This is a genomic window from Saccharothrix isguenensis (assembly GCF_052936305.1).
In genome coordinates this window covers 198,204-221,004 of the sequence record NZ_CP193626.1, presented here as the reverse complement: position 1 = coordinate 221,004, position 22,801 = coordinate 198,204, and the positions used below count along the sequence as shown (strand labels likewise).

20 protein-coding genes and 2 tRNA genes are annotated in these 22,801 nt (G+C 71.9%); 11 read left to right on the top strand and 11 right to left on the bottom strand.

All coding sequences use genetic code 11. The features are described 5' to 3' along the window. Positions 1-56: 56 nt before the first annotated feature. Positions 57-980 carry an iron-siderophore ABC transporter substrate-binding protein gene (locus ACRAKI_RS01095; RefSeq protein ID WP_447005183.1) on the bottom strand — a complete coding sequence of 308 codons (924 nt, stop codon included), beginning with the start codon at positions 978-980 and terminating at the stop codon, positions 57-59. A 94-nt stretch (positions 981-1,074) separates the two neighbouring features. On the opposite strand from ACRAKI_RS01095, the gene ACRAKI_RS01090 reads away from it, so the two are divergent. After that, positions 1,075-1,159, top strand: a tRNA-Ser gene (locus ACRAKI_RS01090). 128 nt (positions 1,160-1,287) lie between these two features. Then, entirely contained in the window at positions 1,288-1,866 is a 579-nt protein-coding gene (locus ACRAKI_RS01085; protein WP_447005182.1) for a hypothetical protein, read from the top strand. An 80-nt stretch (positions 1,867-1,946) separates the two neighbouring features. Here the strand turns inward: ACRAKI_RS01085 and ACRAKI_RS01080 are convergent, their stop codons facing one another. Then, positions 1,947-4,397, bottom strand: coding sequence for an endonuclease/exonuclease/phosphatase family protein (locus ACRAKI_RS01080; RefSeq protein ID WP_447005181.1), 2,451 nt, complete (start codon positions 4,395-4,397; stop codon positions 1,947-1,949). Between the two features lie 590 nt (positions 4,398-4,987). Here ACRAKI_RS01080 and ACRAKI_RS01075 point away from each other — a divergent pair. After that, positions 4,988-5,072: transfer RNA gene (locus ACRAKI_RS01075), tRNA-Ser, on the top strand. A gap of 52 nt (positions 5,073-5,124) precedes the next feature. Here ACRAKI_RS01075 and ACRAKI_RS01070 read toward each other — a convergent pair. Together ACRAKI_RS01070 and ACRAKI_RS01065 are read right to left on the bottom strand one after the other, a co-directional pair. Then, positions 5,125-5,586 carry a nucleoside deaminase gene (locus ACRAKI_RS01070; RefSeq protein ID WP_447005180.1) on the bottom strand — a complete coding sequence of 154 codons (462 nt, stop codon included), beginning with the start codon at positions 5,584-5,586 and terminating at the stop codon, positions 5,125-5,127. After that, positions 5,583-6,071, bottom strand: coding sequence for a tRNA adenosine deaminase-associated protein (locus ACRAKI_RS01065; RefSeq protein WP_447005179.1), 489 nt, complete (start codon positions 6,069-6,071; stop codon positions 5,583-5,585). Before ACRAKI_RS01065 ends, ACRAKI_RS01070 begins: the two co-directional genes overlap by 4 nt. A gap of 89 nt (positions 6,072-6,160) precedes the next feature. Here ACRAKI_RS01065 and ACRAKI_RS01060 point away from each other — a divergent pair, with 89 nt between their 5' ends. The 5 genes from ACRAKI_RS01060 (at position 6,161) to ACRAKI_RS01040 (ending at position 13,361) form a co-directional block, all read left to right on the top strand. After that, positions 6,161-7,396 (top strand): M20 metallopeptidase family protein, encoded by a 1,236-nt coding sequence (locus ACRAKI_RS01060; RefSeq protein ID WP_447005178.1) that lies wholly within the window; start codon positions 6,161-6,163, stop codon positions 7,394-7,396. A 169-nt stretch (positions 7,397-7,565) separates the two neighbouring features. Continuing rightward, complete coding sequence (locus ACRAKI_RS01055; protein ID WP_447005177.1) at positions 7,566-8,516, top strand: prephenate dehydrogenase; 951 nt, start codon at positions 7,566-7,568, stop codon at positions 8,514-8,516. A 9-nt stretch (positions 8,517-8,525) separates the two neighbouring features. After that, on the top strand, positions 8,526-10,295 hold the full coding sequence (locus tag ACRAKI_RS01050; protein ID WP_447005176.1) for a fibronectin type III domain-containing protein: 1,770 nt from the start codon (positions 8,526-8,528) through the stop codon (positions 10,293-10,295). A 66-nt stretch (positions 10,296-10,361) separates the two neighbouring features. Next, on the top strand, positions 10,362-12,164 hold the full coding sequence (locus ACRAKI_RS01045; RefSeq protein ID WP_447005175.1) for a hypothetical protein: 1,803 nt from the start codon (positions 10,362-10,364) through the stop codon (positions 12,162-12,164). A 12-nt stretch (positions 12,165-12,176) separates the two neighbouring features. Next, complete coding sequence (locus ACRAKI_RS01040; protein WP_447005174.1) at positions 12,177-13,361, top strand: thiolase family protein; 1,185 nt, start codon at positions 12,177-12,179, stop codon at positions 13,359-13,361. Positions 13,362-13,447: 86 nt separating this feature from the next. Here ACRAKI_RS01040 and ACRAKI_RS01035 read toward each other — a convergent pair whose 3' ends face one another. From ACRAKI_RS01035 to ACRAKI_RS01020, 4 genes are all read right to left on the bottom strand, one after another. Further along, positions 13,448-14,071: a putative glycolipid-binding domain-containing protein gene (locus ACRAKI_RS01035; RefSeq protein ID WP_447005173.1), complete on the bottom strand. Its 624-nt coding sequence runs from the start codon at positions 14,069-14,071 to the stop codon at positions 13,448-13,450. Then, positions 14,068-14,241, bottom strand: a complete 174-nt coding sequence (locus tag ACRAKI_RS01030; protein WP_447005172.1) for an antitoxin — start codon at positions 14,239-14,241, stop codon at positions 14,068-14,070. The genes ACRAKI_RS01035 and ACRAKI_RS01030 overlap by 4 nt, the downstream gene beginning before the upstream one ends. Positions 14,242-14,404: 163 nt before the next feature. Continuing rightward, positions 14,405-15,601, bottom strand: a complete 1,197-nt coding sequence (locus ACRAKI_RS01025; RefSeq protein ID WP_447005171.1) for a thioester domain-containing protein — start codon at positions 15,599-15,601, stop codon at positions 14,405-14,407. A 455-nt stretch (positions 15,602-16,056) separates the two neighbouring features. Next, a complete protein-coding gene (locus ACRAKI_RS01020; RefSeq protein ID WP_447005170.1) occupies positions 16,057-17,268 on the bottom strand; it encodes a DNA cytosine methyltransferase in 1,212 nt (403 codons plus the stop codon). A gap of 83 nt (positions 17,269-17,351) precedes the next feature. Between ACRAKI_RS01020 and ACRAKI_RS01015 the strand changes: the two genes are divergently transcribed. Continuing rightward, entirely contained in the window at positions 17,352-18,143 is a 792-nt protein-coding gene (locus tag ACRAKI_RS01015; RefSeq protein WP_447005169.1) for a hypothetical protein, read from the top strand. Here ACRAKI_RS01015 and ACRAKI_RS01010 read toward each other — a convergent pair. Further along, complete coding sequence (locus ACRAKI_RS01010; RefSeq protein WP_447005168.1) at positions 18,133-19,563, bottom strand: hypothetical protein; 1,431 nt, start codon at positions 19,561-19,563, stop codon at positions 18,133-18,135. The two genes, ACRAKI_RS01015 and ACRAKI_RS01010, sit on opposite strands and share 11 nt — an antisense overlap. Before the next feature lie 150 nt (positions 19,564-19,713). Further along, on the bottom strand, positions 19,714-19,926 hold the full coding sequence (locus ACRAKI_RS01005) for a hypothetical protein (RefSeq protein WP_447005167.1): 213 nt from the start codon (positions 19,924-19,926) through the stop codon (positions 19,714-19,716). A 144-nt stretch (positions 19,927-20,070) separates the two neighbouring features. Between ACRAKI_RS01005 and ACRAKI_RS01000 the strand changes: the two genes are divergently transcribed. After that, a complete protein-coding gene (locus ACRAKI_RS01000) occupies positions 20,071-20,970 on the top strand; it encodes an NAD-dependent epimerase/dehydratase family protein (protein WP_447005166.1) in 900 nt (299 codons plus the stop codon). Positions 20,971-21,013: 43 nt separating this feature from the next. Here ACRAKI_RS01000 and ACRAKI_RS00995 read toward each other — a convergent pair whose 3' ends face one another. Further along, positions 21,014-21,901, bottom strand: a complete 888-nt coding sequence (locus ACRAKI_RS00995) for a ribonuclease Z (RefSeq protein WP_447005165.1) — start codon at positions 21,899-21,901, stop codon at positions 21,014-21,016. A 17-nt stretch (positions 21,902-21,918) separates the two neighbouring features. Here ACRAKI_RS00995 and ACRAKI_RS00990 point away from each other — a divergent pair, with 17 nt between their 5' ends. After that, positions 21,919-22,737: a serine hydrolase domain-containing protein gene (locus ACRAKI_RS00990; protein WP_447005164.1), complete on the top strand. Its 819-nt coding sequence runs from the start codon at positions 21,919-21,921 to the stop codon at positions 22,735-22,737. The last annotated feature ends 64 nt before the right edge of the window (positions 22,738-22,801 follow it).

The window sequence follows — 22,801 nt, the reverse complement described above, 5'->3', positions numbered from 1 at the left end:
TTCCAACATCATCCGACTACGTGTCGGACCGCCCACAACCTCCCAGGGCAGTACAGCTAGCCCAGCGCGGTGGTGAACAGCGGGACGGCGTGGTCGAGCGCGTAGGCCATGCCGAGTGACGAGCCGCTGGAGAAGGCGTTGACCAGGTCCTCGTCCTCCAGGATCAACGCCTTCTCGCTCACCAGCGGGTTGGCCTTGAGCGCGGACGCGTCACCGCCGATGGGGAACAGCACGGTCAGGTCGGCGTCGAGCAGGTCCAGCCGCTCGGCGGAGATGTCCACGTAGAACGTGCCGGACGCCAGGTCCTCGACGTCCTGGCGCGGGGTGAAGCCGATGGCCTTCATGAAGTCCGTGCGGGCGTCACCGGAGACGTACGCGCCGAACTTGCCGTCGAAGTGCGCGCCGACGACGGTGGTCTTGCCGTCGAACTTCTTGTTGGCGGCGAACTTCGCGTCCAGGTCCGCGATGATCTTCTCGCCCTCGGCGACCTTGCCCAGGGCCTTCGCGATCGACTCGACCTGCTGCCGCCACGTCGTGCCGTAGGGGATGACGTCCTCGGGCGCGGCGATGGTGGGCGCGATCCGGGACAGCGTCTCGTGCTTCTTCTCGTCGTTGTCCGACCGGGTGTTGAGGATGAGGTCGGGCTGGAGCGCGGCGACGGCCTCGTAGTCGATCTCCGTGGTGCCGAGCAGCTTCGGGGCCTCCTGGTACAGCCCTTCCGCCCACGGGCCGACACCCTTGCCGCCGAACGCCAGCCAGTCGCTCGCGCCCACCGGCTGCACGCCCAGCGCCAGCGCCGTCTCGGCGTCGGACCACCCCAGCGCGACGACCCGCGTCGGCGGCTTGTCGACCGTCACGGGACCGAACCGGGTGTCGACCACCACCCCGTCCGCCGCCGGCCCGGTGCTGCCGCCACCACCACCGCTCCCGCAGGCGGCCAGCAGCAGAGCGGACAAGGCGATCACGAGAGCACGCTTCATTAGGCAAGCCTAACCGAACCCATCGACGACCGATGCACCGTCCCAAGACCACCCGTTTTGGGTCGCGCCACCGCCCTCCGGTAGTCTCTCCAGCGGAGGATTCGCATAGTGGCCTAGTGCGCACGACTGGAAATCGTGTTGGGTTAACCCCCTCACGGGTTCAAATCCCGTATCCTCCGCAGATCAGGGCCCCGCCACCGTCAGGTGACCGGGGCCCTGCTGCTTTCCCCGGCCTGGCGGTGCAACGCGGGACATCGCCGAGCGCGTGTACCGAGTGATCGACCGTGATCACCGGGAGGACATGCGCATGAGGATCGTCAAGACCGCCGTCGCCGCGTCACTGGCCGTTTCGGGGCTGCTCGCCGGCGTCGCCGTGGCACTGGCCCAGCCCGCGAGCGAGGTGGGCGCGAGCGGCCCGCCGGCGTACAGGGCCACCACGTGGCACGCGGTCAACGCCCGGATCTGCCCGTCGACGGCGTGCCTGCCCGCGCCGGGGGGCCAGATTGCCGAAGGCGCGACGACGGGGGTCTACTGCTGGGTGCACGGCGAATCGGTCACGGACTACGGCTACACCAACGACGTCTGGTTGAACGTCGGCAGGCAGGACGGCGGCACCCAGTGGTCCAGCGCCATCTACTTCGTCGGCGACGAGCACGCCGACCTGCCGGCGGACGCGCGGTGCGCCGACTCGCCCACGCCTCCGACCACCACCAGGCCGGTCCCGAGCACCACCAGGCCCGAGCCCACGGCCACCACCCGGCCCGACCCCACCGTCACCACGAGGCCGGAGCCCACTGTCAGCCCTCGGCCCGAGCCCACCTTGACCACCAAGCCCGTCCCCAGCACGACCGCCGTCCCCAGCACGCCTGCGCCCGTGCCGGGCTGACGGCGGCGGACGACCCGCGGTCAACACGGAGAAGGCCCCCTCGGACCACGTGTCCGAAGGGGCCTCTCCACTGCTCCGGGCTACGGCCGCGGCAGGTGCTCCACGACGTCCTCCAGCTGGAACAGCAGCCGGTCGACGTGCGCGTTGCCGGTGCTGGGGCGCACCTTCACGACCTGCGGGTCGTGGTCGCTCGCCTGGTCGGCGAACTCGGCGTTGATGTGCACCACGTCGTAGCGGTACCGGATGATGTTGGCGCTGATCAGGATGTGGTCCAGGGTCTGCGAGTTGCCCTCGAACACGTAGCTGTACCGCTCGGGCTCGGGCAGCGTGTCGATCAGGGCCACGACGTCGCCGTTGCCGGTCAGGGTCCGGACGACGGGCGAGAACTGGTAGTCGTTGATGTCACCCGCGATGACCACGTTGGCGTTGCGGTCGACCGCCTTCACCTGGTCCACGAAACCGCGCAGCAGGGTCGCCTGCTGGGCGCGCTGCACCTCGGAACCGCGCACGGGCTCCTGGTAGCGGCCGTGCACGGCCTGGTCGCCGCCCTTGGAGGCGAAGTGGTTCGCCACCACGAACACCGTGCGACCGCGGAACTTGAACTCGCCGGCCAGCGGCTTGCGGCTGTCCTCCCACGCCGGGTCGGCGGGCGCGACGCGCCCCGGTGACACGGACAGCGCGGCCCGGCCGCGCTCGCGGACGACCGACACCGGCGTGGTGGCGTCGCCGCCCGGCCGGTCCACGAAGGACACCCGTGCCGGGTCGAACAGGAACGCCACCCGGATGTTGCCGCCCGGCTGGCCGCCGTCCTGCTTGTCCTGCGGGTCGATCTGGCGCCACTCGTAGCGCGGACCGCCCGCGGCGACGATGGCGTCGGTGAACTTGGCGAACGTCGCGTCCGCCGCCACCGTGCCGTCGTCGGTCGGGCCGTTGTCGTCCTGGATCTCCTCCAGCACCACCACGTCCGGGCTCTTGAGGTTGCTCACGACGGCCGCGGCGAGGCGGTCGAACTTGGCCTGGTCGTTGGTGGCGGCCAGGTTCTCCACGTTGTACGTGGCCACCGACAGCTCGTACGTGCGCTGCGCGTCCGTGACCTCGGGCGTGATGCCGCCGGAGACGTGCTCGCCGACCGTCTTGGTGGCCAGGGTGTAGCCGCCGAAGTTGGTGTACTCGACGTTGCCGACCGTCGTGCCGCGCCACACGTCGCCGACGTTGCTGGTCTGCGGGGTGGCGGCGGCGGGCTTGACCTTGATCCGGCCGCTGTTGGGCTGGTCGTAGCCGAGGTAGATCGTGCCGCCGCGGGCGGTCGGGTTCTGGGTCGGGAGGGTGGTGATCCAGGCCTCGCCGAACCTGTTGGTGGGTCCGACCACGCGCGCGTCCTCGACCTGGACGTACATGCCCTCGCGGGACTCGTAGTAGTCCTGGCCGTAGGTCGCCGGGTCGAGCGGCAGGGACTCGATGCTCCCACCGCCCGCCGTGGGCAGGTAGCCGGCCGGCGGGTTCAGGGTCTCCGGCGCCGGGAGGGCGTTGCCCTTGGACTTCACCGTGACGGTGGCGCCGGTGATCTCGGTGAGCGTCTGGTTGGAGTTGCCCGCCGAGTCGCCGCCGGGCCGGTACTCGGCGACGGTGCCGGAGACCAGCACCTCGTCACCCGGCTCCACGGTCGGGGCGAGGGCGCCGGTGTAGACGAACACGCCCTCGCTGGTGCGCGGGTCGGTGTCCGGGGCGGTGTCCTGGATCCAGAAGCCGCGGTCGCCGAACGCGCGGGTCGCGGTGACGACGCCGGGAACGCCGGCGACCTTCTGGTCCACCAGCGGCGAGATGCGGGTGGTGCCCTGGATGTCGCGGATCCGCTTGTCGCCGGGCTCGGGTTCCGGGTCGGGATCGGGGTTGCCCGGTCCCTGGCCCGCGGCGTTGACCGGGGTCGGCGCGCCGACGGTGAAGTCGGCCGAGTTGTCGTCGGTGTCGGTCAGCGTGGCGCGGGCGACGGAGGTCGTGTTGCCCGGGTTGGCGGTCGGCGCGGTCTCCCGGACGACTGTCGACGAGCCGTAGCCGACCAGGTCGCGGACGCGCGTGTCGGCGGCGCAGTCCGCGGCGGTCTTGCAGGTCAACCGGGTGGTCTCGGTGACGAGGGCGATCGTGCCGCCCGATCCGCCCATGGCGATCGTGCCGGTGACGTCCGGCGCGGGCAGGTCGACGGTGCCGCCGGCGCCCTTGGACTGGGCGATCAGGAAGCGGCCGGCGGGGGCGATCGAGCCGGTCAGCGGGGTGACCTGCCACTGGCTGGCCGCGCTCGCGCCAGCCGGCAGGTACTGCACGCTCCAGCCGTCGACGCTCACGGGCGCCGCGCCGGCGTTCGCCAGTTCGACGAAGTCCTGGGTCAGCGTCGCGCCGGAGTTGCCGCCGCCGCCGTAGACCTCGGCGATGAGCGCGTCCGTGCTGGGTGCCGCGTGGATCGGCGTCGCCAGGGCGAGCGTGACGGCCGAGGCGGCGGTGATCGCCAGTCCGAGGCGGAGCGGGGTAGATCTCAACGGGTCCTCCGGTAATTGGCGGGTTCGCGCATCCTCCCCGGATCGAGTGAACGGCGGAAGACACCGTCACTAACTGTTGACCCTTACCCCTCACTCGAACGTGTGTTCGAGAATAGAGTAGGGTCATGGCCGTGCCTCCCGGTGGCCCTCCCAGCGCCGGCACGGGGCACGGAACGCACTACAGGGGCGCCGACCCGGCCTGACGAGGCTCGGATCGGCGCCCGTGTGCGTGCGGCTCCGGCCGACCGGGCGCGGCGGCCGTCACCGCCTCACGTGGGGACGTCACAGCAGGACGTTCAGCAGCACCGTGAGGAGGATGGAGATCACGACGGACGCCAGCAGCATCGTGAGGCAGCCGGCCCCGCCACCCAGGAACCGCACTTCCGTGTTGCCGAAACGCATGCCCACCACCTCGCCGCTCGATGACCAGGCACCGGGGTACCACCAGCGTCGAGGAAGAATCGTCTACCTGCGATCTTGGTGTGGTCGCCGACCCCGAAGCGCAGGAGTAGGCAGGACGCTGCGACCAGCCGGCCCTCAACCCCCACCCCCGTTAGGTCCGGCTCCGGCGGTCTTGTATTGTTCTCGGCGGTGGCGTGTCCGAGCGGCCGAAGGAGCACGCCTCGAAAGCGTGTGAGGTGAAAGCCTCCGTGGGTTCAAATCCCACCGCCACCGCAGCTGAGAGCCCCGTTCACCACCAGGTGAGCGGGGCTCTCTCGCGTCGGTGTCACAGGTCGGCGAAGAACGACTCCATCAGGGCGGCGCACCGGTCTTCCAGGACACCGCCGATCACTTCCGGTCGGTGGTTGAGGCGTCGGTCGCGAACCACGTCCCAGAGGGAGCCGACCGCTCCGGTGCGTGGTTCCCAGGCCCCGAACACCACGCGGGACACCCGGGCCAGGACCAGGGCGCCGGCGCACATGGTGCACGGCTCGACCGTCACGGCGAGCGTGCAGCCGGTCAGCCGCCAGCCGTCGCCGTAGGCCGCCGCGGCGGCGCGGAGGGCCAGGACCTCGGCGTGCGCGGTCGGGTCGCCGAGGGCTTCGCGGGCGTTGCAGGCTCTGGCCAGTTCCGCGCCGTCAGGTGCGTAGACGACCGCGCCGATCGGGATGTCGCCGGTCCTCGGCGCCAGGGCTGCGACGTCGAGGGCGGCTTGGACCAGGGCCTCGTCCGGCACGTGGGGCGTCACGCCTGGATGCTGTCCAGCAGCTTGGTGAACTCGTCGCCGAAGCCGCACCGCTGCGCGATCATCTGCAGCTGCTCGTCCGGGTACAGGTCGACCTCGTCCACGACCACCTGCATCTCGTGCTCCGGCATGCCCAGGTCGGCGAGCACCGCGAGGTCGCCCTCCGGCCACAGCTCGTCGTCCTCCTCGTCGGGTGGGTCCACCCGGAGCAGGTCGAGCACGTCGGCGGCGATGTCGTAGTCGAGCGCGGCTGCCGCGTCGGACAGGAGCAGCGACACACCGCCGGGCACCGGGCGCAGGACGATGAAGAACTCGTCGTCCACCGCCAGCAACCCGAAGACGGCGCCGGTCGACCTCAGTTGGCGCAGTTCCGTGATGGCCGCGTCGAGCTCGGACAGGGCTGAGCTGTCCATCCTGCTGCACCGCCAGCGGCCGTCTTCACGGACCACTGCGACAGCGAAGCCGTTGACCGGCTCCTCGTGTGCCATGTGCACACCGTAAGGCCACCCCCGGCCACCTGGTACCACGGGGGCCTCGGCCACGGGCACGGGGGGCCGAGCGATGCCACTATCGTGGGATGAGCACAACTCTGCCGAACGCCTTGACGACCGCCCCCGAACCCCGGTTCACCGGGTTGGTGGAGGCCGCCCGCGCCCTTCAGCCCAGGACAGTGGCGTTGCGACGGCAAGTGCACCGGCACCCGGAGCAGGGCTTGGACCTGCCCGCGACCCAGGCGGCGATCCGGCACGCGCTGTCCGGCCTGCCCCTCGAGGTGACCACCGGCAAGTCCAGCAGCTCGGTCACCGCGGTGCTGCGCGGCGGCAAGCCCGGACCGACCGTCCTGCTGCGCGGCGACATGGACGCCCTCCCGCTCCAGGAGGAAACGGGCCTGGCGTACGCCTCCGAGGTCGACGGCTCCATGCACGCCTGTGGTCACGACACGCACGTCGCGATGCTCGCCTCCTCCGCCCGCCTGCTGTCGTCACGCCGGGACGCGCTGGCCGGTCAGGTCGTGTTCATGTTCCAACCCGGCGAGGAGGGCGAGCACGGCGCGCGGCACATGCTGGACGAGGGCGTGCTCGACGCGGCCGGCCCGCCGGTGGAGAAGGCGTTCGCCCTGCACATCACCTCGACGCTCCAGTCCGGCGTCGTCGTCTCCCGCTCCGGTCCGACGATGGCCTCGGCGGACACCTTCCACATCACCGTCAAGGGCCGCGGCGGCCACGGCGGCATGCCGCACGACGCGATCGACCCCGTGCCGTCCGCCGCCGCCATGGTCGGCGCGCTGCAGACGATGGTCGCCCGGCGCGTCAGCGTGCACCAGCCGGCCGTGGTCACCATCGCCCGGATCGTCGCGGGCACGACGACCAACATCATCCCGGAGACCGCCCTGGTCGAGGGCACCATCCGGACGCTGTCGGAGGACACCAGGACCCTGGTGCACCGCGAACTCCAGCAGGTCGCCACGCACGTCGCCGCCGCCCACGGCTGCACGGCCGAGGTGAAGATCGTGCCCGGTTACCCGGTCACGGTGAACGACGACGTCGTCGGACCGCACGTCATCGACGTCACGACGGCGGCCCTCGGCGCGCGGTGGGCGGCCTACATGGACGACCCGCTGATGGGCGCCGAAGACTTCTCCTACGTGCTGCAGAAGGTGCCGGGCGCGATGGCCTTCCTGGGCGCCTGCCCGCGCGGGGTCGAACTGGCCCAGGCGGAGGCGAACCACTCGAGCCGGGTGCTCTTCGACGAAGCCGCCATGGAGCACGGTGTCGTCGTCTACACGGCGTTCGCGCTGGACGCCCTGAGGTAGGGCGGGTCCGGGAGTCGCGGAGGGGCCGGGTCGGGGCTGTGGTGTTCATGGCCTCGACCTTGCCCGGGCCGGTCGGGGAGCGCGATGGGCGTTCGCCGACCTGTGGACAACCGCGTGGCCTGTGGACAGATGGCGAGCAGCCGTGGTCCGCGCCGGCAGGATGGGCGTCGTGCGAAGCGTCTGCGTGGTCGGGCTCGGGTTGATCGGTGGTTCGGTGCTGCGCGCGGCAACAGCCGCTGGGCGGGTGACATGGGGCGCGACAGCGTCGCGCGAGGACGCCGAGGCCGCCCGGCAGGGCGGCTACGACGTCGTCGACCTCGCCGAAGCCCTCGAACGCGCGCACACCGACGACGCGCTGGTCGTCGTGGCCGTGCCGATGCCGGCTGTGGAAGAAGTCCTGCGCGCGCTCCCCCGAGGCGTCAGGCTCACCGACGTGGTCAGCGTCAAGGGCCCGGTCGCCGACCTGGTCCGACGGGTCGCGCCGCACGCCCGGTACGTCGGCGGCCACCCCATGGCCGGCACCTCCGAGTCCGGCTGGCCCGCCGGCCGCGGCACCCTGTTCGAGGACGCCGCCTGGGTCGTCACCGCCGAGGACGACACCGACCTCGACGTCCTCACCGACGTCATCGACCTCGCCCTGGCCGCGAAAGCGCACGTCGTCCCCACCACCGCCGCCGAGCACGACGCCGCCGTCGCCCGCATCTCGCACCTGCCGCACCTGCTCGCCGCCGTGCTGGCCAGCGTCGGCGCGGACGGCGGACCGTTGGCGCTGTCGCTGGCCGCGGGCTCGTTCGGCGACGGGACGCGCGTCGCCGGCAGCCGCCCCGAACTCGTCCGCGCGATGTGCGAGGGCAACCGGAGCGCCCTGCTGGACGCCGTGGACGACGCGCTGGGCAGGCTCGGCGCGGCCCGCGGCTCGCTCGCCTCCACCGGCGGCCTCGCCAAGACCATCGATGCCGGTCACACCGCCCGCCTGGCCCTGCGGGACCGGCCGCCGCTCACCGACCGGACCATCGACCTGGACGCGCCCGAAGCCCTCGCGGCCCTGCGACGACTGGGTTCGCGCGGAGGCCGCATCGTTGGTCTGAAGGGCAGAACCGCGCTCGCACGCACGCCATAGGGTGCTCCGGTGGAGCGGAGCAAACTCATCGCGGTGGTCGGGGGCCTGGCCCTGCTCGGCGGCGCCGTCGTGGTGCTGCGCAACGAATCCGCTCCCCCGACGCCCCGGGTGTTCGAGCGGTTCCTGGCCGACGGCATCGAGTACGTTCCCGACACGCAACGGGTGGTCCGCCCCTCCGACCTGACCCTGACCGCACTGGACCGCACCAGCCTGCGCGCGACCTGGACCGCCACCGAAGGCCTCGGCCACGGCGGCTTCGAGGTGCGCTGGGGCGGCCACACCCGCCTGGTCCAGGGCACCGAGACCGAGCTGACCGGCCTGGACGCGAACGCCGACGTCACGGTCGAGGTCCGCGCGCTCGACGGCCTGGGCACCCGGTCCGAGCCGGCCACCGCGCACGCGGTGCCCCGACTCGCCTACGACGACGCGTCGCTGGACGCGCTGGTCGTGCCGATCGACCTGTTCGACGGCCCGGAGGCGCTGAACCCGCGCCGGTGGCGGGTCCTGGACGGCGGCAACACCGACTGCCTGGGCCTGCGACCGCTCAACGGCAAGCGGCTGGAGATCAGCTGCGACCGCGTCGACCTGCAGTCGAACGTGCCGATGCGGTTCGGCATGCCCCACCCGGACGGCGCGATCGGCCGGGTCGTGCTCACCACCGACGGTCCGGCGACGTCCCGGCCGGGTGAGAACGAGCTGATGATCGCCCTGCTGCCCGAGCCGTTCCACGACCTGGGTCACCTGGCCGAGCCGTTCCCGCCGGGCGCCGTCGTGCTGCGCGTCTCGCCGTTCGGCGCGCGCTTCGACCTGGGCGGTGACGTGGCGTCCGCCGACGACGCGCCGCCACCGGGGTCCGGCACGTTCCCGCCGCCGACTCCCGGTGTCCGGCACCGCTGGGAGCTGCGCGTCCTGCCCGATGCCGTGGCGGCCTTCCGCGACGGCGTCGAGGTGGCGAGGGCGCCGGTGGTCGTGCCGTGGACGGAGGCCTGGCCGCGCCTGGCGTTCCGACTGGCGCAGGACACCCGGCTGGACATGTTCGGCGTGGGCGGCGCACCGAGCAGCCCGGTGCCCGTCTCCGTGGTGCCGCTCGGGCCGGGCGTCCGCGAGGACGGCGCGGTGTCCCTGGGCAACGCGGCGAACTCGCGGCTGGACGGCGCGTCGTCGGTGCGCGTGGTCGCGTCCGTGGTCGCCGAACGGACCGCGCCGATCACCGCGGAGCTGGGCACGCGGTCCGCGCCGGTCGTCTTCATGCCGCCGGACCGGGGGCTCCACCCGACCCGCGCGTCCGTCGTCTACGCCGATTTCCCGCTGCCGTCCCCGGACCCGAACCCCGAGGTGCGGCTGCGGTCGGACGGCGACGTCACGGTGTACGAATCGCACCTCGTCCTCACCGACGGCCAGGACGCCCGCCGCCCGCTGCCCCGGCTCACCGACCGCGCACGTCCCGACCCGAGGGTCCCCACGCCGACCGTCTCCGTGCTGCACGAGTCCGCGGGCGGCGTCACGTTCCCGCGCGAGGGCAAGGTGCGCGTGACGGTCGAGCTGCCCGACCCGCAGGCGCACGAGATCGCCGCCATCAAAGGTCTAGAGGTGGAGCTGGACGGCGAGCGACTCGTCACCCTGCCCACGAACGGGTCGGCCGGCGGTCGGCACGAGTTCCTGCTCGACCTGGCCGACGTGTCCACGGGCCGCCACGAACTGGTGGTGCGAGTGCTCCCGGTGGAGCAACGGTGGGGCGTGCGGTCGCAGGAGCAGACGTTCGACATCCGGCCGCTGTAGCGATCGTTGGTCTCGGGTCCGCAACGACGGGGTGACGTCGATCACCCCGCCACCTAGCTTGACGCCATGGACCGTCGCCGGATCGCCCTCGTCGCCGCGGGTTTGGTGCTGTTCACCGGGGTGATCGCGGTGTTGCGGACGACCGGTGTCGGCGAGCCCGTCGCCGCGACGAGCGCGTCCGCGCCGCCGCCGACGTCACTGGAGCCGTACGCCGCCGAAGGCGTGGTCGTGCCCGTCGCAGGACCTCCGCCGGAGCGGCCACGTGAGCTGACCGTGACGTCCGGACCTCGGCGGTTGCAGCTGCGGTGGGTCGGTGACGCCCCGGGCTACGAGGTGAAGTGGGGCGCCGAGCGACTCGACCGGAGCAGGCTGGTCACGGACTCCGTCGTGCAGATCGACGGCCTGGACGACGAGCGCGACTACGCGGTGCAGGTGTTCGCCGTGGACGCGTTCGGCCGGCGGTCCGCACCCGCGGAGGGCTCCGGCAGGACGCAGGCGGTGCGTTCCGGCGACCACGCGCTGGAGGACCTGTTCGACCAGCCGGACTCGCCCGATCCGACGCGGTGGCGGTTGGCGTCACGCGGGAACTGCGCGCGGGCCACCCCGGGTCGCGACGACGACGGGCGGCGGCTGGTGCTGAGCAGCAACTGCGCGGCGGCTCCGGCGACGTTGCGGTCCCGGACGCCGTTCGTGCTGCGCGACGCGGACGACCTGGGCCGGTTCGTGGTGGAGACCGACGCGCCCGGCGGCGACGGCGAGCTGGTGCTGGACCTCGTGCCCGGACCGGTGTCGCTGGTCAGCGGTGACGCGTTGCCGCCGGACGCGGTGCGGTTGCTGGTGGCGACGAGTGCCGGGACGACGTCCGCGCGGGTGGTCGTGCCCGCCGGGACGCCGACCTCGGTGCTGCGCACGCTGCCCGCGATGGAGCCGGGGGTCAGCCACCGGTGGGAACTGGTGCTGCGGCGTGACGGCGCGCAGGTGGTGTTCGACGGTGACGTCGTGGCGACCAGTCCGGCCGTGCCGGGGTGGCGTGAGGCGACGGCGCTCGTGTCCGTCGCCGGGCCGACCGCGCAGCGCGCGGCGATCAGCCGGATCGCCTTCGACGCGGCTCCCGCTCCGGCTCCGGCCTGGGTGCCGGGCCCGGAGGTGGCGGTCGGGGTGGCGGTCGAACCCCCTGCCACCGGGCCGTTGGAGGCGTTGCCGGGAGTCACGGGCGGGCAGTTGCGGATGGCGTTGCTGCACACCGACGCGTCACCGGAGGCACCGTCGTTCACCGTGTCGGTGGCCGGGGTGGTGGTGCCGCTGCGGCCCGCGATGCCCGGTGTGCCGTGGCGGCCGGCGGCGGCGTACCCGGTGGTGGCGGACTTGCCGGCGGAGGCGTTGCGCGTCACGTCGTCGGGGAAGCTGCCCGTCACGGTGGTGACCGGGCTGCGGGTGCAGGCGACGCACGTGGACCTGGAGCTGACCGGCTCGTTCTCCGGCGCGCGGCCGAAGGTGGAGAAGGAGCCGCTGAACGGGCGGGACCGGGAGTTGGCGCGGGCGACCGGCACGGTGCTCGACGCGAGCGGGCAGACCGTGCCGGAGGGCGCGGCGGTGCAGCGCGGGCGGATGGTGTTCGACCTCGCGCTGGAGGGTCGGCCGGGTGAGGAGTTGGCCGGGCTGGCCGGGTTCAGCGTGCGGGTGGACGGCGAGCGGCTGGCCATCGTGCCGACCGCGTCCGGCGGGCCGGGGATCGCCGGGCGGTACCGGTTCGCGCTGACCACGTCGGAGCTGTCGTCGGGGCCCCACATGATCGAGGTGCGGATGTTCGGCACGTCCCGTGAGACGCGTTCCACCTCGGCTTACATCCCGTTCTTCGTCGGCCGGTGACAAGATGGACGCATGTCGCGCCCCCTCATCCTCGACGCCGCCCGCACCCCGTTCGGTCGCTACCGCGGCGGGTTGTCCGGCGTGCGGGTGGACGACCTGGCCGCGTTGCCGATCGTGGAGCTGCTGCGGCGGCACCCGTCGCTCGACCCCGCGTTGATCGACGACGTGCTGCTGGGCAACACCAACGGGGCCGGCGAGGAGAACCGCAACATCGGCCGGATGGCGGCGCTGCTGGCCGGGCTGCCGACGTCGGTGCCCGGGGTGGCGATCAACCGGCTGTGCGCCTCGGGTGGCGAGGCGATGGTGCAGGCCGCGCGGGCGTTGGCGTTGGGGGACGCTTCGCTGCTGGTCGCCGGCGGTGTGGAGGGCATGACCCGCGCGCCGTTCGTCGTGCCGCGGCCGGACAAGCCGTTCGCCGACCGGTTGGAGTCGGTGTCGACGGCGCTGGGCTGGCGGCTGGTGAACCCCCGGATGAAGCCGGAGTGGACGCTGCCGCTGGGACGTGCGGCGGAGGACGTCGCGGTGGCGTTGGGGATCACGCGGGAGCAGATGGACCACTTCGCGCTGCGGTCGCACCGGCGGGCTTCGGCGGCGTGGGACGCGGGGGTGCACGACGGGTTCGCGTTCCCGGTGCAGCTGCCGAACGACTCGCCGGTGCGGCGGGACGAGTCCGTGCGGCCGGAGACGTCGGCGGAGCGGCTGGGGAAGCTGAAGTCGGCGTTCTCGGAGAGCGGGCCGGTGACGGCGGGCAACTCGTCGCCGCTGAACGACGGCGCGGCGGCGGTGCTGATGGGGACGGAGGACATGGCGTCCTCGCTGGGGATCACCCCGTTGGGTGAATTCATCGGATCGACCGTGACGGCGGAGGAGCCGCAGCGGTTCACCCTGGCCCCGGTGTCCGCGATCCGGAAGCTGCTGGCCCGGTTCAAGATCGACGCGGCGGACGTCTGCCTGTGGGAGATCAACGAGGCCTTCGCGGCGATGGCGCTGTCGGTGCTGCACCACCTGCCGGAAGTGGACCGGGAGAAGGTGAACGTGCACGGCGGCGCGATCGCGTACGGCCACCCGCTGGGCGCTTCCCTGCCCCGCGTGGTGATCGACCTGTGCCGGCACCTGCGGGCGCGTGGCGGCGGGATCGGCGTGGCGGCGGCGTGCGTGGGGGTCGGTCAGGGGATGGCGATCGCCGTCCGGGTCTGAGGTCTCCACGGCCACAGCCACAGCCGCCGCAGCGCCGAAGGATCGCCCGATCGAACGACGGCGCGGCCGACACGGGCCGCGCCGGGTCAGATGCGGTAGGCGATGCGGGGGTAGTCGACCACCAGGCCGGTCCGGTCCACGGTGATGTCCTGCTCGAACTCGCCGTGGGTGAAGGAGACCACCGCGCGGTCCTCGCCGAGGGACACCGTGCGGTAGCGCTGGCGGACCAGCTGCACCGACAGGTCCGGCAGCGTCACGTAGACGACCGGGATCTCGTGGTCGCCCTCCTCCTGCTGGAGGTTGAGCCGGCGGATCGGGATGGCGTTGAACAGGACGGCGAACTGCACGTCCACGTCCACCGCGCCGTCGAAGTCCGCGCGCTCGGCGCCCTGACCGGAGTCGACCAGCCAGATGCCCTCCGACGAGCGGCTGACCGAGATCTGCCGCTCCTCCGACACCGTGGACGTCCGCAGCAGCAGGCGGGTGACCGCACCGGTCTCACCCACCGAGACCTCGAACGACCCGCTGAACTGCTCGGCCGGACCGGCGGTCACCAACCGGCCCGAGGCGCGGAGCTTGCGCTCCGAGAGCAGGAACCTGACCTGCTCCAGCCTGGGCACGTCGTAACCCTGCCAGGTCACCATCTGCGCGGCGGGCGAACGGGTCTCCCCCGACGGGGTGCCCCGCTCGGCCGTGTTGAACGAGTTCACGCTCCACCCGGAAGGATGTCCTTGGCCTTCTCGGCCACCGATTTGACCTGGTCCTCGTGGCCGAACCTGCCCGCGACGAACTCGGCGGCCTGGTCGATGCCGGCATCGACCTTCTCGTGGTTCTGCTCGAGCAACTCGGACGCCTTGTTCTTGATCTCGTCGAAGTTCACTGGTGCTCCTTCGCACTCCTGACGCAGGCTACCCGAATCGACCTCGCGTCCCCAGCGGCAAACGGTACCTGCGGCGATCCCGGGTGGACCACCACACCACCCCCCACAAGGGTGAGCGGCCCCCCGGGAATCCCGAGGGGCCGCTCACGGTCGAGCTATCGGATCAGGCAGCGCGCTTGCGACGCAGGAACAGCAGCGCTCCGGCGCCCGCGCCCAGCAGGCCGACGCCGATCAGCAGCGGCACGAAGATCGACGCACCGGTGTTGGCCAGGTCGTCGTCACCGCCACCGGCGGCCGGAGCCGGGGTGGTGGTGGTCGTCGTCGGCTCCGTCGTCGTGGTCGGCGCCAGATCGGTCGTGGTGGTCGGCGCCGGCTCGGTCGTGGTGGTCGGGACGACAGCCTCGACCCACTCGGCCTTGGCCTTGACCTCGACGTTCACCGGCTCGGAGGTCGCGATGACCAGCGACTGGGTCTCCTGCTTGGGGTTCGCGGAGACGAACAGCCGGCCGGAGCGGAGCTTGGCGCCGGCCTTGACGACCAGCTCCAGCTCACCGACCTCCGCGTCCTCGGCGACCTTGACCCACACGTTGGTGGCCTTGGTAGCCGCCGAGGCGGACATCTCGCCTGCCTTCGCGGTCTTGAACGCCTCGCCTGCCTCGTCGACCAGCGTGACGCCGGCGGGCAGGGAGGTGACCAGCTCGACCACGTCGGCAGTCGTCGTGATGGTGAACGGACCGAACGTCTTGCCGATCTCGCCCTTCAGCAGGCTCGGCTCGATACCGAGATCCGGCTTGACGTCGTTGATGGGCTCGGCCTTGGTGGTCAGGTACTCGTAGACCTTGTAGACCAGCTCGTCGATCGTGCCGTTGTCGGTGTGCTCGTCCTCGGCGGTCGAGTCGCCCTTGCGCAGATCCACATCGTCGCTGAAGTGCCACACAGCGGCCTGGGTCGCGGCGATCAGGGTGCTGGGCCGGAGGTCGCCCAGGCCGTACAGGGCTTCGGCGTCCTCCTCGGTCAGGGCCGGGTAGCTGTTCTGCAGCACCCAGTTGATCAGGGCCGCGTTCTCCTTGAACTTCGTGTTCGGGTTCGGGTGCTTGTCCCACGGCACCTCTTCGAGCTGCTTGCCGTCATAGAGGGGCGTGGGCAGCTCGACGCAGTACGCCCTGGCGGTCTGGCCCTGGCCACCCTCCACGATCTTGAGACCGAGGAGCTGCGCGTTGATCGCGTTGCCGGTCGTGTGCCTGGGCAGCTCGACCGGCTTGCCGTCGCGCTCCAGGTAGACGCCCATGCCTGACTCGTCCGCACTCTTGTCCGGCTCGACCTTGACCGCGTTAGCGGCGGCAGCGGGAAGAGCGGACATCAGCACGAGCGAGGCGCCGAGAATCACAGCGCCAAGGCGCTTCAGAGTCGACCGGGATGCCATGTGTCTCCTTGAGGCTCGCTAGGTAGCCCGTTTGGTGTAGTTCAAGGCGGCGGACTGCCGGACGATGGAACGCCTCCGCGTGGGGTTCCGACATCGATTCGACAGAATCGCCGGAACACTATCCGATCGGGGGACCCCGGATCGGGACGGGTCACACTTTCCGTACTACTACCCGTGAGCAGCGACAACGGTCCCGATGAGTCCACTGTGGACGTTGAAAGGCCGGCCATTCCGGCCGTGGAGGAACGCCGACGTCCATTTCGACTCAAGGCGAAACAGAACTGCGCACACCTGTGGACAACTCGGTTTCCGCACTTCAGCGGCCGTGCCCACAAAAGGCACGTAATAAGCCGAAATCCCCTTTCGACGCCACACCGTTGCGAAACGGTGATCTAGGCGACCAGGGCGGACTGCGTGACCGGTCTGATGTCCCCCACCCGCAGCGACGTCCCGGGCAGGCACAGGTCACGCGCCGTCGGCGGCTGACCGGTCAGCATCCACTTCACCAACGAGGCGAGCTGGAACGAGATCAACGGCGGCACCGCGTCGCCCAGGTGCCGGTAGGCGTTGCCGATCACCGACACGTCGAACCGGAACCGGCGCGGGAAGCCCTGGAGCAACGCCATCTCGCGCACCGTGCACAACCGGTGCTGGTCGGGGTGCGCGTAACGGCCGTTGCCGACGTGCCCGCACTCGCGCTTGATCGTGCGCGCCGGCTCGTCCCACCACATCCGGCCGTACACGTCCGGGTGAGACCCCCACTTGCCCTCTTCGATGATCTTGCGCTGGGCCGGGTTCAGCAGCAGTTCCGACACCGACCCCACCAGGTCGCCCCACGACCCGCCGTCGGCCGGGATGGCCCGCATCCGGTCCAGCGAGCGGTCGCGCCGGAACGACGGCGACACGTGCATCTCGTCCTCCGGGTGCGCCTCGCCCGCCGCGACGGGCGGCAGCTTGCCGATCGCCCGCCGCACCGTCACCGCGCCCGGCCGGACCTCCCAGCCCTGCCACAGGTCCTCCAGCGTGCGCAGCGGCACGCCGTCGTCGACCGCCACCACCATCGCCCGCTCGCGCAGCTGCGGCAGCCCGAAGCGCGACAGCATGTGCGTGCTCGCGTCCACTTCGTACCCGAGCGCCAGCAGCTGCTCGGCCAACCCGTCCAGGTGGTGCCGCTGCTTGCCCTTGACCAGTTCCCGCGCGTTCTCCAGCACCAGCACCCGGGGCCGGAACTCGGCCACGTACGCCGCGACCCGGCCGACCAGCGAGTTGCGCGGGTCGTCACGCAGGTGGTTGGCGGGCGCGATCCGGGTGAAGCCCGAGCACGGCGGGCACGCCACCAGCACGTCCAGCTCTCCCCGCTGGAGACCCCACACCTGCCGCAGCACGGCCGGGTCGAGCCGCCCCAGGTCCACCTGCAGCGGATCGACGCCGATGTTGTCCCGGTAGGTCCCGTTGCAGCGCAACGACCCCAACCGGGACGACGGCTTGCCGATCTGCGCGTCGGCCGCGCCGACGATGGTGAAGTCCCGGTGCGCTTGGAAGCCCATGCTCATGCCGCCGGCGCCGGAGAACAGGTCGACGACTGTGAAGGCGGGTCCGGGCACGGCGTGATCGTACGGCGGTCACTTGATCCACCGGCGAGTGATCCCGCCGGTACCGAGCCCCGGAATCGCGTACGTTGCGCGCCATGGATCTCCCACCTGCGTGGCAACGGCCGGATCCGTTGCGTGGACTGGAGGACATGCCCTGGTCGGTGCTGGCCCATGGGGCGGGCGTGGACGACCTGATGCGCAGGGTCGTGCACGGCGAGCGCGTGTCCCGCGAGGTCGCGTGCCAAGCACTGGCCGACAGGGTGTTGGTCGACGACACGGTGTCCGAGGCGAGCGTGTGGGCCGTGCCGTTCCTGATCGAGATGGGCGCGAGCTACCGGGTGCCCGCGGACAGCCGCGATCGGGTGATTTTCATGTTGGCCGCCATGGCGCTGGCCGGCGCGGGCTTCACCGACGACGGCAAGCGCACCCGGCGCCGGTGGAACGCGCTCGGGCGCGAGCTGCCCCGCCGTCCCCCGGACTGGATCACCCAGACCCGGTACGAGGTCGCCAAGGGCGCGCACAAGGTGTTCGAGGCGCTGGCGGGCGCGAAGGTGGCGTGCTCCATGGCGCTGGCCATCGCGGTGCCCGAGGTCGTGCCGCGGCACGTGGTGGACGTGGCGGACGCCCTCGCGTCGGCGGACCGCTCGCCGCGGCTGCTGGCGTTGGCCGCACGGGTGCTGCTGCACCTCGTGGACGACGACGCGCCGGTCACGCCCGCGCTGCTGCGCGCCACCGCGCAGTGCCACCCGGAGCTGCTGCGCGCCTACCGGGACAAGGCGTACCCGCCCAACCAGCCGCCCGAGGTGACGTTGCAGCTCATGGGTTACCGGTACGCCTTCCTGGCCGCGTACGGCGACGACCAGGAAGGCGTGACGATCACGCGGTGACGGCGGTGGGCTCCGCGACCGCGGCGGCGGCCTGCTCGTCGGCGACGGGCACGGCCGGCTCCAGCGGACCCAGCGCGGTGCCCCACTCCTGGTCGGCGAGGGCGAACGCGGCCACGGTCAGCGCCACCACCGGGCGGCCGAACGGCAGCTGGTCGGCGTAGAAGTCGAGCTCCAGCCGGGCGCCGAGCGGTGACGGGCGCAGCCGCAGCGCGCCGTGCGGGGTCTCCTCGGGGTGCGCGAACCGGCACGACCACTCGGTGAACACGATCGGGCGTTCCACGGTCTCGTTCGGCTGAACCGCGCGGACGTTCGCGCCGACCGAGCCGTGCCGGTAGTCGTCGGCGGCCGAGACCAGCAGCTCCTCGAACTCGATGGACGACACGCCCAGGTCGTGCCCGGCGACGAGGGCGACCTGGACCAGTGCCAGCGGCAGCTGCGGGAGGGCGTCCTCGAAGCACACCATCGCGCCGCCGTACCGGGTGTTGATCTCGGTGGGCAGGAAGCCGTCCGCGGTGGCGATGCCGTCGAGGGTGAACGTGCCGCGGTAGTCGACCGTCTCGCGCAGCCGCTCGCCGACCCGGCGGGCCAGGTTCCGCATCTCCTCGCGGATCCACGCGGGCGGGTCGTAGTAGGACGCGCAGCCCGCGTACAGGAACCGGGCCTGCCCGGCGCGGCGCGGCACGACCATCTCGATCGGACGGAGCACCGCCGTGCCGTCCGGGAACACGATCCCGTGCACGCTCACCGGGATGCCCTCCAGGAACGGCATCACCCGGACGAAATCGCACTTGGGCGCGAGCACCTCGAACGCGTCCAGCGCCTCCTGGCGGTCGCGCACGCGGCGGACGAAGTTCGCGCCGCCGTTGATCGCCGGGCCGTCGCCGGACCAGACGACGCCCGCGCCGCGGTCGAGCCGCGCGGTCGCCGCCCACAGGCCCTCGAAGTCGAGGTCGAGCACGGTGGCCGGCGCGCGCGGGGCGGACAGCTCGTCCCACAGCCCGTCGATGGTGGTCTTGTTCTCCAACTCCACCCACTCGGGGCGGCGGGCGTTGAGCACCGGCCGGCCCGCGAACTCCGGGGTGTGCACGTACGGGGTGCTGATCACCAGGGCCTCGCCGCGCGGGTCGAAGTCCTCCAGCACCTCGCGGACCTTGCGGTTGGGCGATGTCAGCAGCCTGGTGAGCCGGTTCTGCTCGACCGAGACGAACCCGCCGGCGATGCCGAGCGGCACCCAGCGGGCCACTTCCGAATCGTGCAGCGGCGCGTGGTCGTCCGTCGACAGCACGAGTGTGTGGCGGGCGCCGAGCTGGTGCAGTTCACCGACGCGACTGCTCAGCCGTGTGCCGCCCGCGAGCACGACCAGCCGGTCGCCGAACAGGGTGCCGAGGCGCGCTTGAAGCGCGGAGAGGACATGATCCATCGCCGAGAACTCGCTTTATGAGAAGCAGACGAGACAACCGGCGAGCGCCGGGTGCCACGCACTGTAGAGGCAGGCGATGGGATCGGCCTAGCGCGGTCCGGCAACTTCCGGATGAAACTCTCCGATGGGTTCAGGGACGGTCGCGCGAGATCATCGAGCGGCGTCGCGAAGTACCTGGTCAACCCGGCTCAGGAAAGCACGCGGACCCTTGGCCTTGGGGAACGGCAGGGTGAGGCCGAACAGGGTGTCGTCGACCGACTGCGGCGCGGCGGCCACGATGGCCGCGGCCGTCTCCAGGAAGCGCTGCCGCTTGGCCTCGCGCACGGCGTACTCAGCGAGAACGCCCTCGATGCTCGTGTGCATGGCTGGATGCGGGTAACTCACTTGGGTTGTATCGGCCCCACCGGTCCACACCTTTAGGGGTAATTCGCACCTGGTCGACGACCGCCCGCCGAGTGGTCACGTGTCGGGTCGAGTGGTCGCGTGGTCGCGTGTTGGGATGTCGCCATGCGCGTGCTGGTCACCGGAGCCACCGGTTACGTCGGCCGAGTGGTCATGGCCGAACTGGTGGCCGCCGGCCACACCTCCATCCCCTTCACGGGTGATGTCCGGTCGCGTGACGGGCTCGCGGGCTTCGGCGACGTCGACGCGGTCGTTCACTTGGCGGCCGTCGCCCGCGTGCGCGAGTCGTTCGACGACCCGGTGCGGTACTACGACGTGAACGTGGGCGGCACGGTGAACCTGCTGCGGTCGCCGCCGCCTCGGTTCGTGCTGGCGTCCACGGCCGGTGTGTACGGGACGGCCGGCGTCCCGGTGGTCGGCGAGGACCGCCCGCGCGCCCCGTCCAACCCTTATGCCGCTTCCAAAGCCGCAGCGGAGGACGTGCTGGCGTGGGCCGCCGCCACGGGGCGGGTGGGCGCGGTGGCGCTGCGGTTGTTCAACGTGGCGGGAGGCGGGGACCGCGACGACACGCGCGTGATCACCAAGGCGTGCGGGGTGGCGGCCGGCCGGGTGCCGTCGATGGAGGTGTTCGGCGACGGGTCGGCGGTGCGGGACTTCGTGCACGTGCGGGACGTGGCGCGGGCGTTCGTGACGGCGGTGGAGCACTGCGGTGAGGGGTATGAGGCGCTCAACGTCGGTGCGACGCCGGCGAGCGTGGCCGACGTGCTGGACGCGGTGGAGCGGGTGACCGGGCGACCGGTGCCGGTCGTGCGGCGGCCCGCCCACCCCGGTGAGGTGCGGGAGCAGCGTGCGGACACGGAGCGGCTGCGGGCGTTGGGCTGGGCGCCGACGTGCTCGGACCTGGACGCCTTGGTCCGGGACCAGTGGGCGGCCGAGACCCGGGCACTCTCGGCCGGATCCGAACAGCTCCGCGCAGGTCCCCGCCAAGGGGAACCCTTGCAGTAACTCTACTTAAGGGGTCCGACGATTCCGGGGGTCGAGCCGGTGGTCACGCCCGGCGACGGGGCAGCGGGACCCGCTCCAGGTCGGCAGCCACCACGATCTCGCCGCCGAACACCGCCGCGGCCTCCTCGTGGAACAGGCGCGGGTCGGTGTAGCGCTGCGAGAAGTGGGTCAGGACGAGCTTGCGGACACCGCACTCGGCCGCGACCTTCGCCGCCTGACGGGCGGTGAGGTGCCCGTACTCCACCGCCAGCGGCTCGTCGACGTGCAGGTACGTCGACTCGATGACCAGCATGTCGGCGCCGTCGGCCAGCTCGAAGACCCCGTCGCACAGCCGGGTGTCCATGACGAAGGCGAACCGCTGGCCCCGGCGCGGCACGCTCACCTCGTCCAACAGCGGCGGCCGGAGCTCACGGATCGCCCGGCCGCGGATGCCGTGCGCGGCCAGCCGTTCGGGGATCATCGTGCGGCCGTCCGGCTCGACCAGGCGGTAACCGTACGCGGGCAGCGTGTGGTCGAGCCGCCGGGCTTCGAGCCGGCCGAACGCGCCCTCCGCGATCACCCCCGGTCCGGTGACGGGGTGCTCCCGGATGTCGGCCACCTCGTGGAACGACGTGGCGTGCCGAAGTCGGTCGAAGAACTCCGCGCCTTCGGCCGGGAAGTGCGCGTGCACGGTGTGCGCGACGCGGTCGAGCGACATGCGCTGCACCACGCCGGGGACGCCGAGGCAGTGGTCGCCGTGGAAGTGGGTGACGAACAGCCTGGTGATGTCGTTGGCCGCGACGCCGGCGCGCACCATCTGCCGCTGGGTGCCGTCACCGGGGTCGAACAGGAACCCTTCCGCGTCCCACCGCAGCAGGTAGCCGTTGTGGTTGCGCGTCCGGGTCGGCACCTGGCTCGAGGTGCCCAGCACGACCAGCTCACGTGGTGACACATGGCAGAGTCTGCGGCATGGAGAGCTTGCAGGCGGTGTCGTCCTGGCCGGTCGAGACCGTGGCGACGGCCGTGGTCGACGCGCGGGGCGAGGTGTTGGGCACGTGCGGACCGGTGGACCGGCGGTTCCTGCTGGCGTCGGTGACCAAGCTGGTGACCGCTTACGCCGTGCTGGTGGCGGTGGAGGAAGGCGCGGTCGAGTGGGACCAGCCGGCCGGCCCCGAGGGGTCGACGCTGCGGCACCTGATCGCGCACACGTCCGGGTTGGCGTTCGACTCGCACGACCTGCTGGCCGAGCCGGGCACCCGGCGGCTCTACTCGAACACCGGGTTCCAGGTGCTGGCGGACTCCGTGGAGGCGGCGACCGACATCCCGTTCGCGGAGTACCTGGCGGAGGCGGTGTTCCGGCCGCTCGGCATGACGTCGTCCACGTTGGACGGTCCGGCCGGGGCGGGCGCCACGTCGACGGTGTCGGACCTGGTCCGCTTCGCGGCCGAGCTGCAGGCGCCGAAGCTGGTGTCGGCGGAGCTGGTGGCGGAGGCGACGTCGGTGGCGTTCCCGGGGCTGCGCGGGGTCCTGCCGGGGTACGGGCTGCAGAACAACAACGACTGGGGGTTGGGGTTCGAGGTCCGGTCCGCCAAGTCGCCGCACTGGACGGGGGTGACCAGCTCGCCGCGGACGTTCGGGCATTTCGGGCAGAGCGGCACGTTCCTGTGGGTCGATCCGGACGCCGGGGTGGCGTGCGTCGTGCTGACCGATCGGCCGTTCGGCAAGTGGGCCGTGACGGCGTGGCCGCCGTTCACGGACGGGGTGTTGGCGGAGCTCGCGCGTCGCTGACCTCGGCCTTGCGGACCGGGAACGTCGACGGCCGCAACGTCGGCGCGGTGCCGGTGGACAACTC

Coding starts and splice junctions, on each gene's coding strand:
- ACRAKI_RS01095 (WP_447005183.1), bottom strand. CDS start 980: ATGAAGCGTGCTCTCGTGATCGCCTTGTCCGCTCTGCTGCTGGCCGCC.
- ACRAKI_RS01085 (WP_447005182.1), top strand. CDS start 1,288: ATGAGGATCGTCAAGACCGCCGTCGCCGCGTCACTGGCCGTTTCGGGG.
- ACRAKI_RS01065 (WP_447005179.1), bottom strand. CDS start 6,071: ATGGCACACGAGGAGCCGGTCAACGGCTTCGCTGTCGCAGTGGTCCGT.
- ACRAKI_RS01060 (WP_447005178.1), top strand. CDS start 6,161: ATGAGCACAACTCTGCCGAACGCCTTGACGACCGCCCCCGAACCCCGG.
- ACRAKI_RS01045 (WP_447005175.1), top strand. CDS start 10,362: ATGGACCGTCGCCGGATCGCCCTCGTCGCCGCGGGTTTGGTGCTGTTC.
- ACRAKI_RS01040 (WP_447005174.1), top strand. CDS start 12,177: ATGTCGCGCCCCCTCATCCTCGACGCCGCCCGCACCCCGTTCGGTCGC.
- ACRAKI_RS01025 (WP_447005171.1), bottom strand. CDS start 15,601: ATGTCCGCTCTTCCCGCTGCCGCCGCTAACGCGGTCAAGGTCGAGCCG.
- ACRAKI_RS01015 (WP_447005169.1), top strand. CDS start 17,352: ATGGATCTCCCACCTGCGTGGCAACGGCCGGATCCGTTGCGTGGACTG.
- ACRAKI_RS01010 (WP_447005168.1), bottom strand. CDS start 19,563: ATGGATCATGTCCTCTCCGCGCTTCAAGCGCGCCTCGGCACCCTGTTC.
- ACRAKI_RS01005 (WP_447005167.1), bottom strand. CDS start 19,926: ATGCACACGAGCATCGAGGGCGTTCTCGCTGAGTACGCCGTGCGCGAG.
- ACRAKI_RS01000 (WP_447005166.1), top strand. CDS start 20,071: ATGCGCGTGCTGGTCACCGGAGCCACCGGTTACGTCGGCCGAGTGGTC.
- ACRAKI_RS00990 (WP_447005164.1), top strand. CDS start 21,919: ATGGAGAGCTTGCAGGCGGTGTCGTCCTGGCCGGTCGAGACCGTGGCG.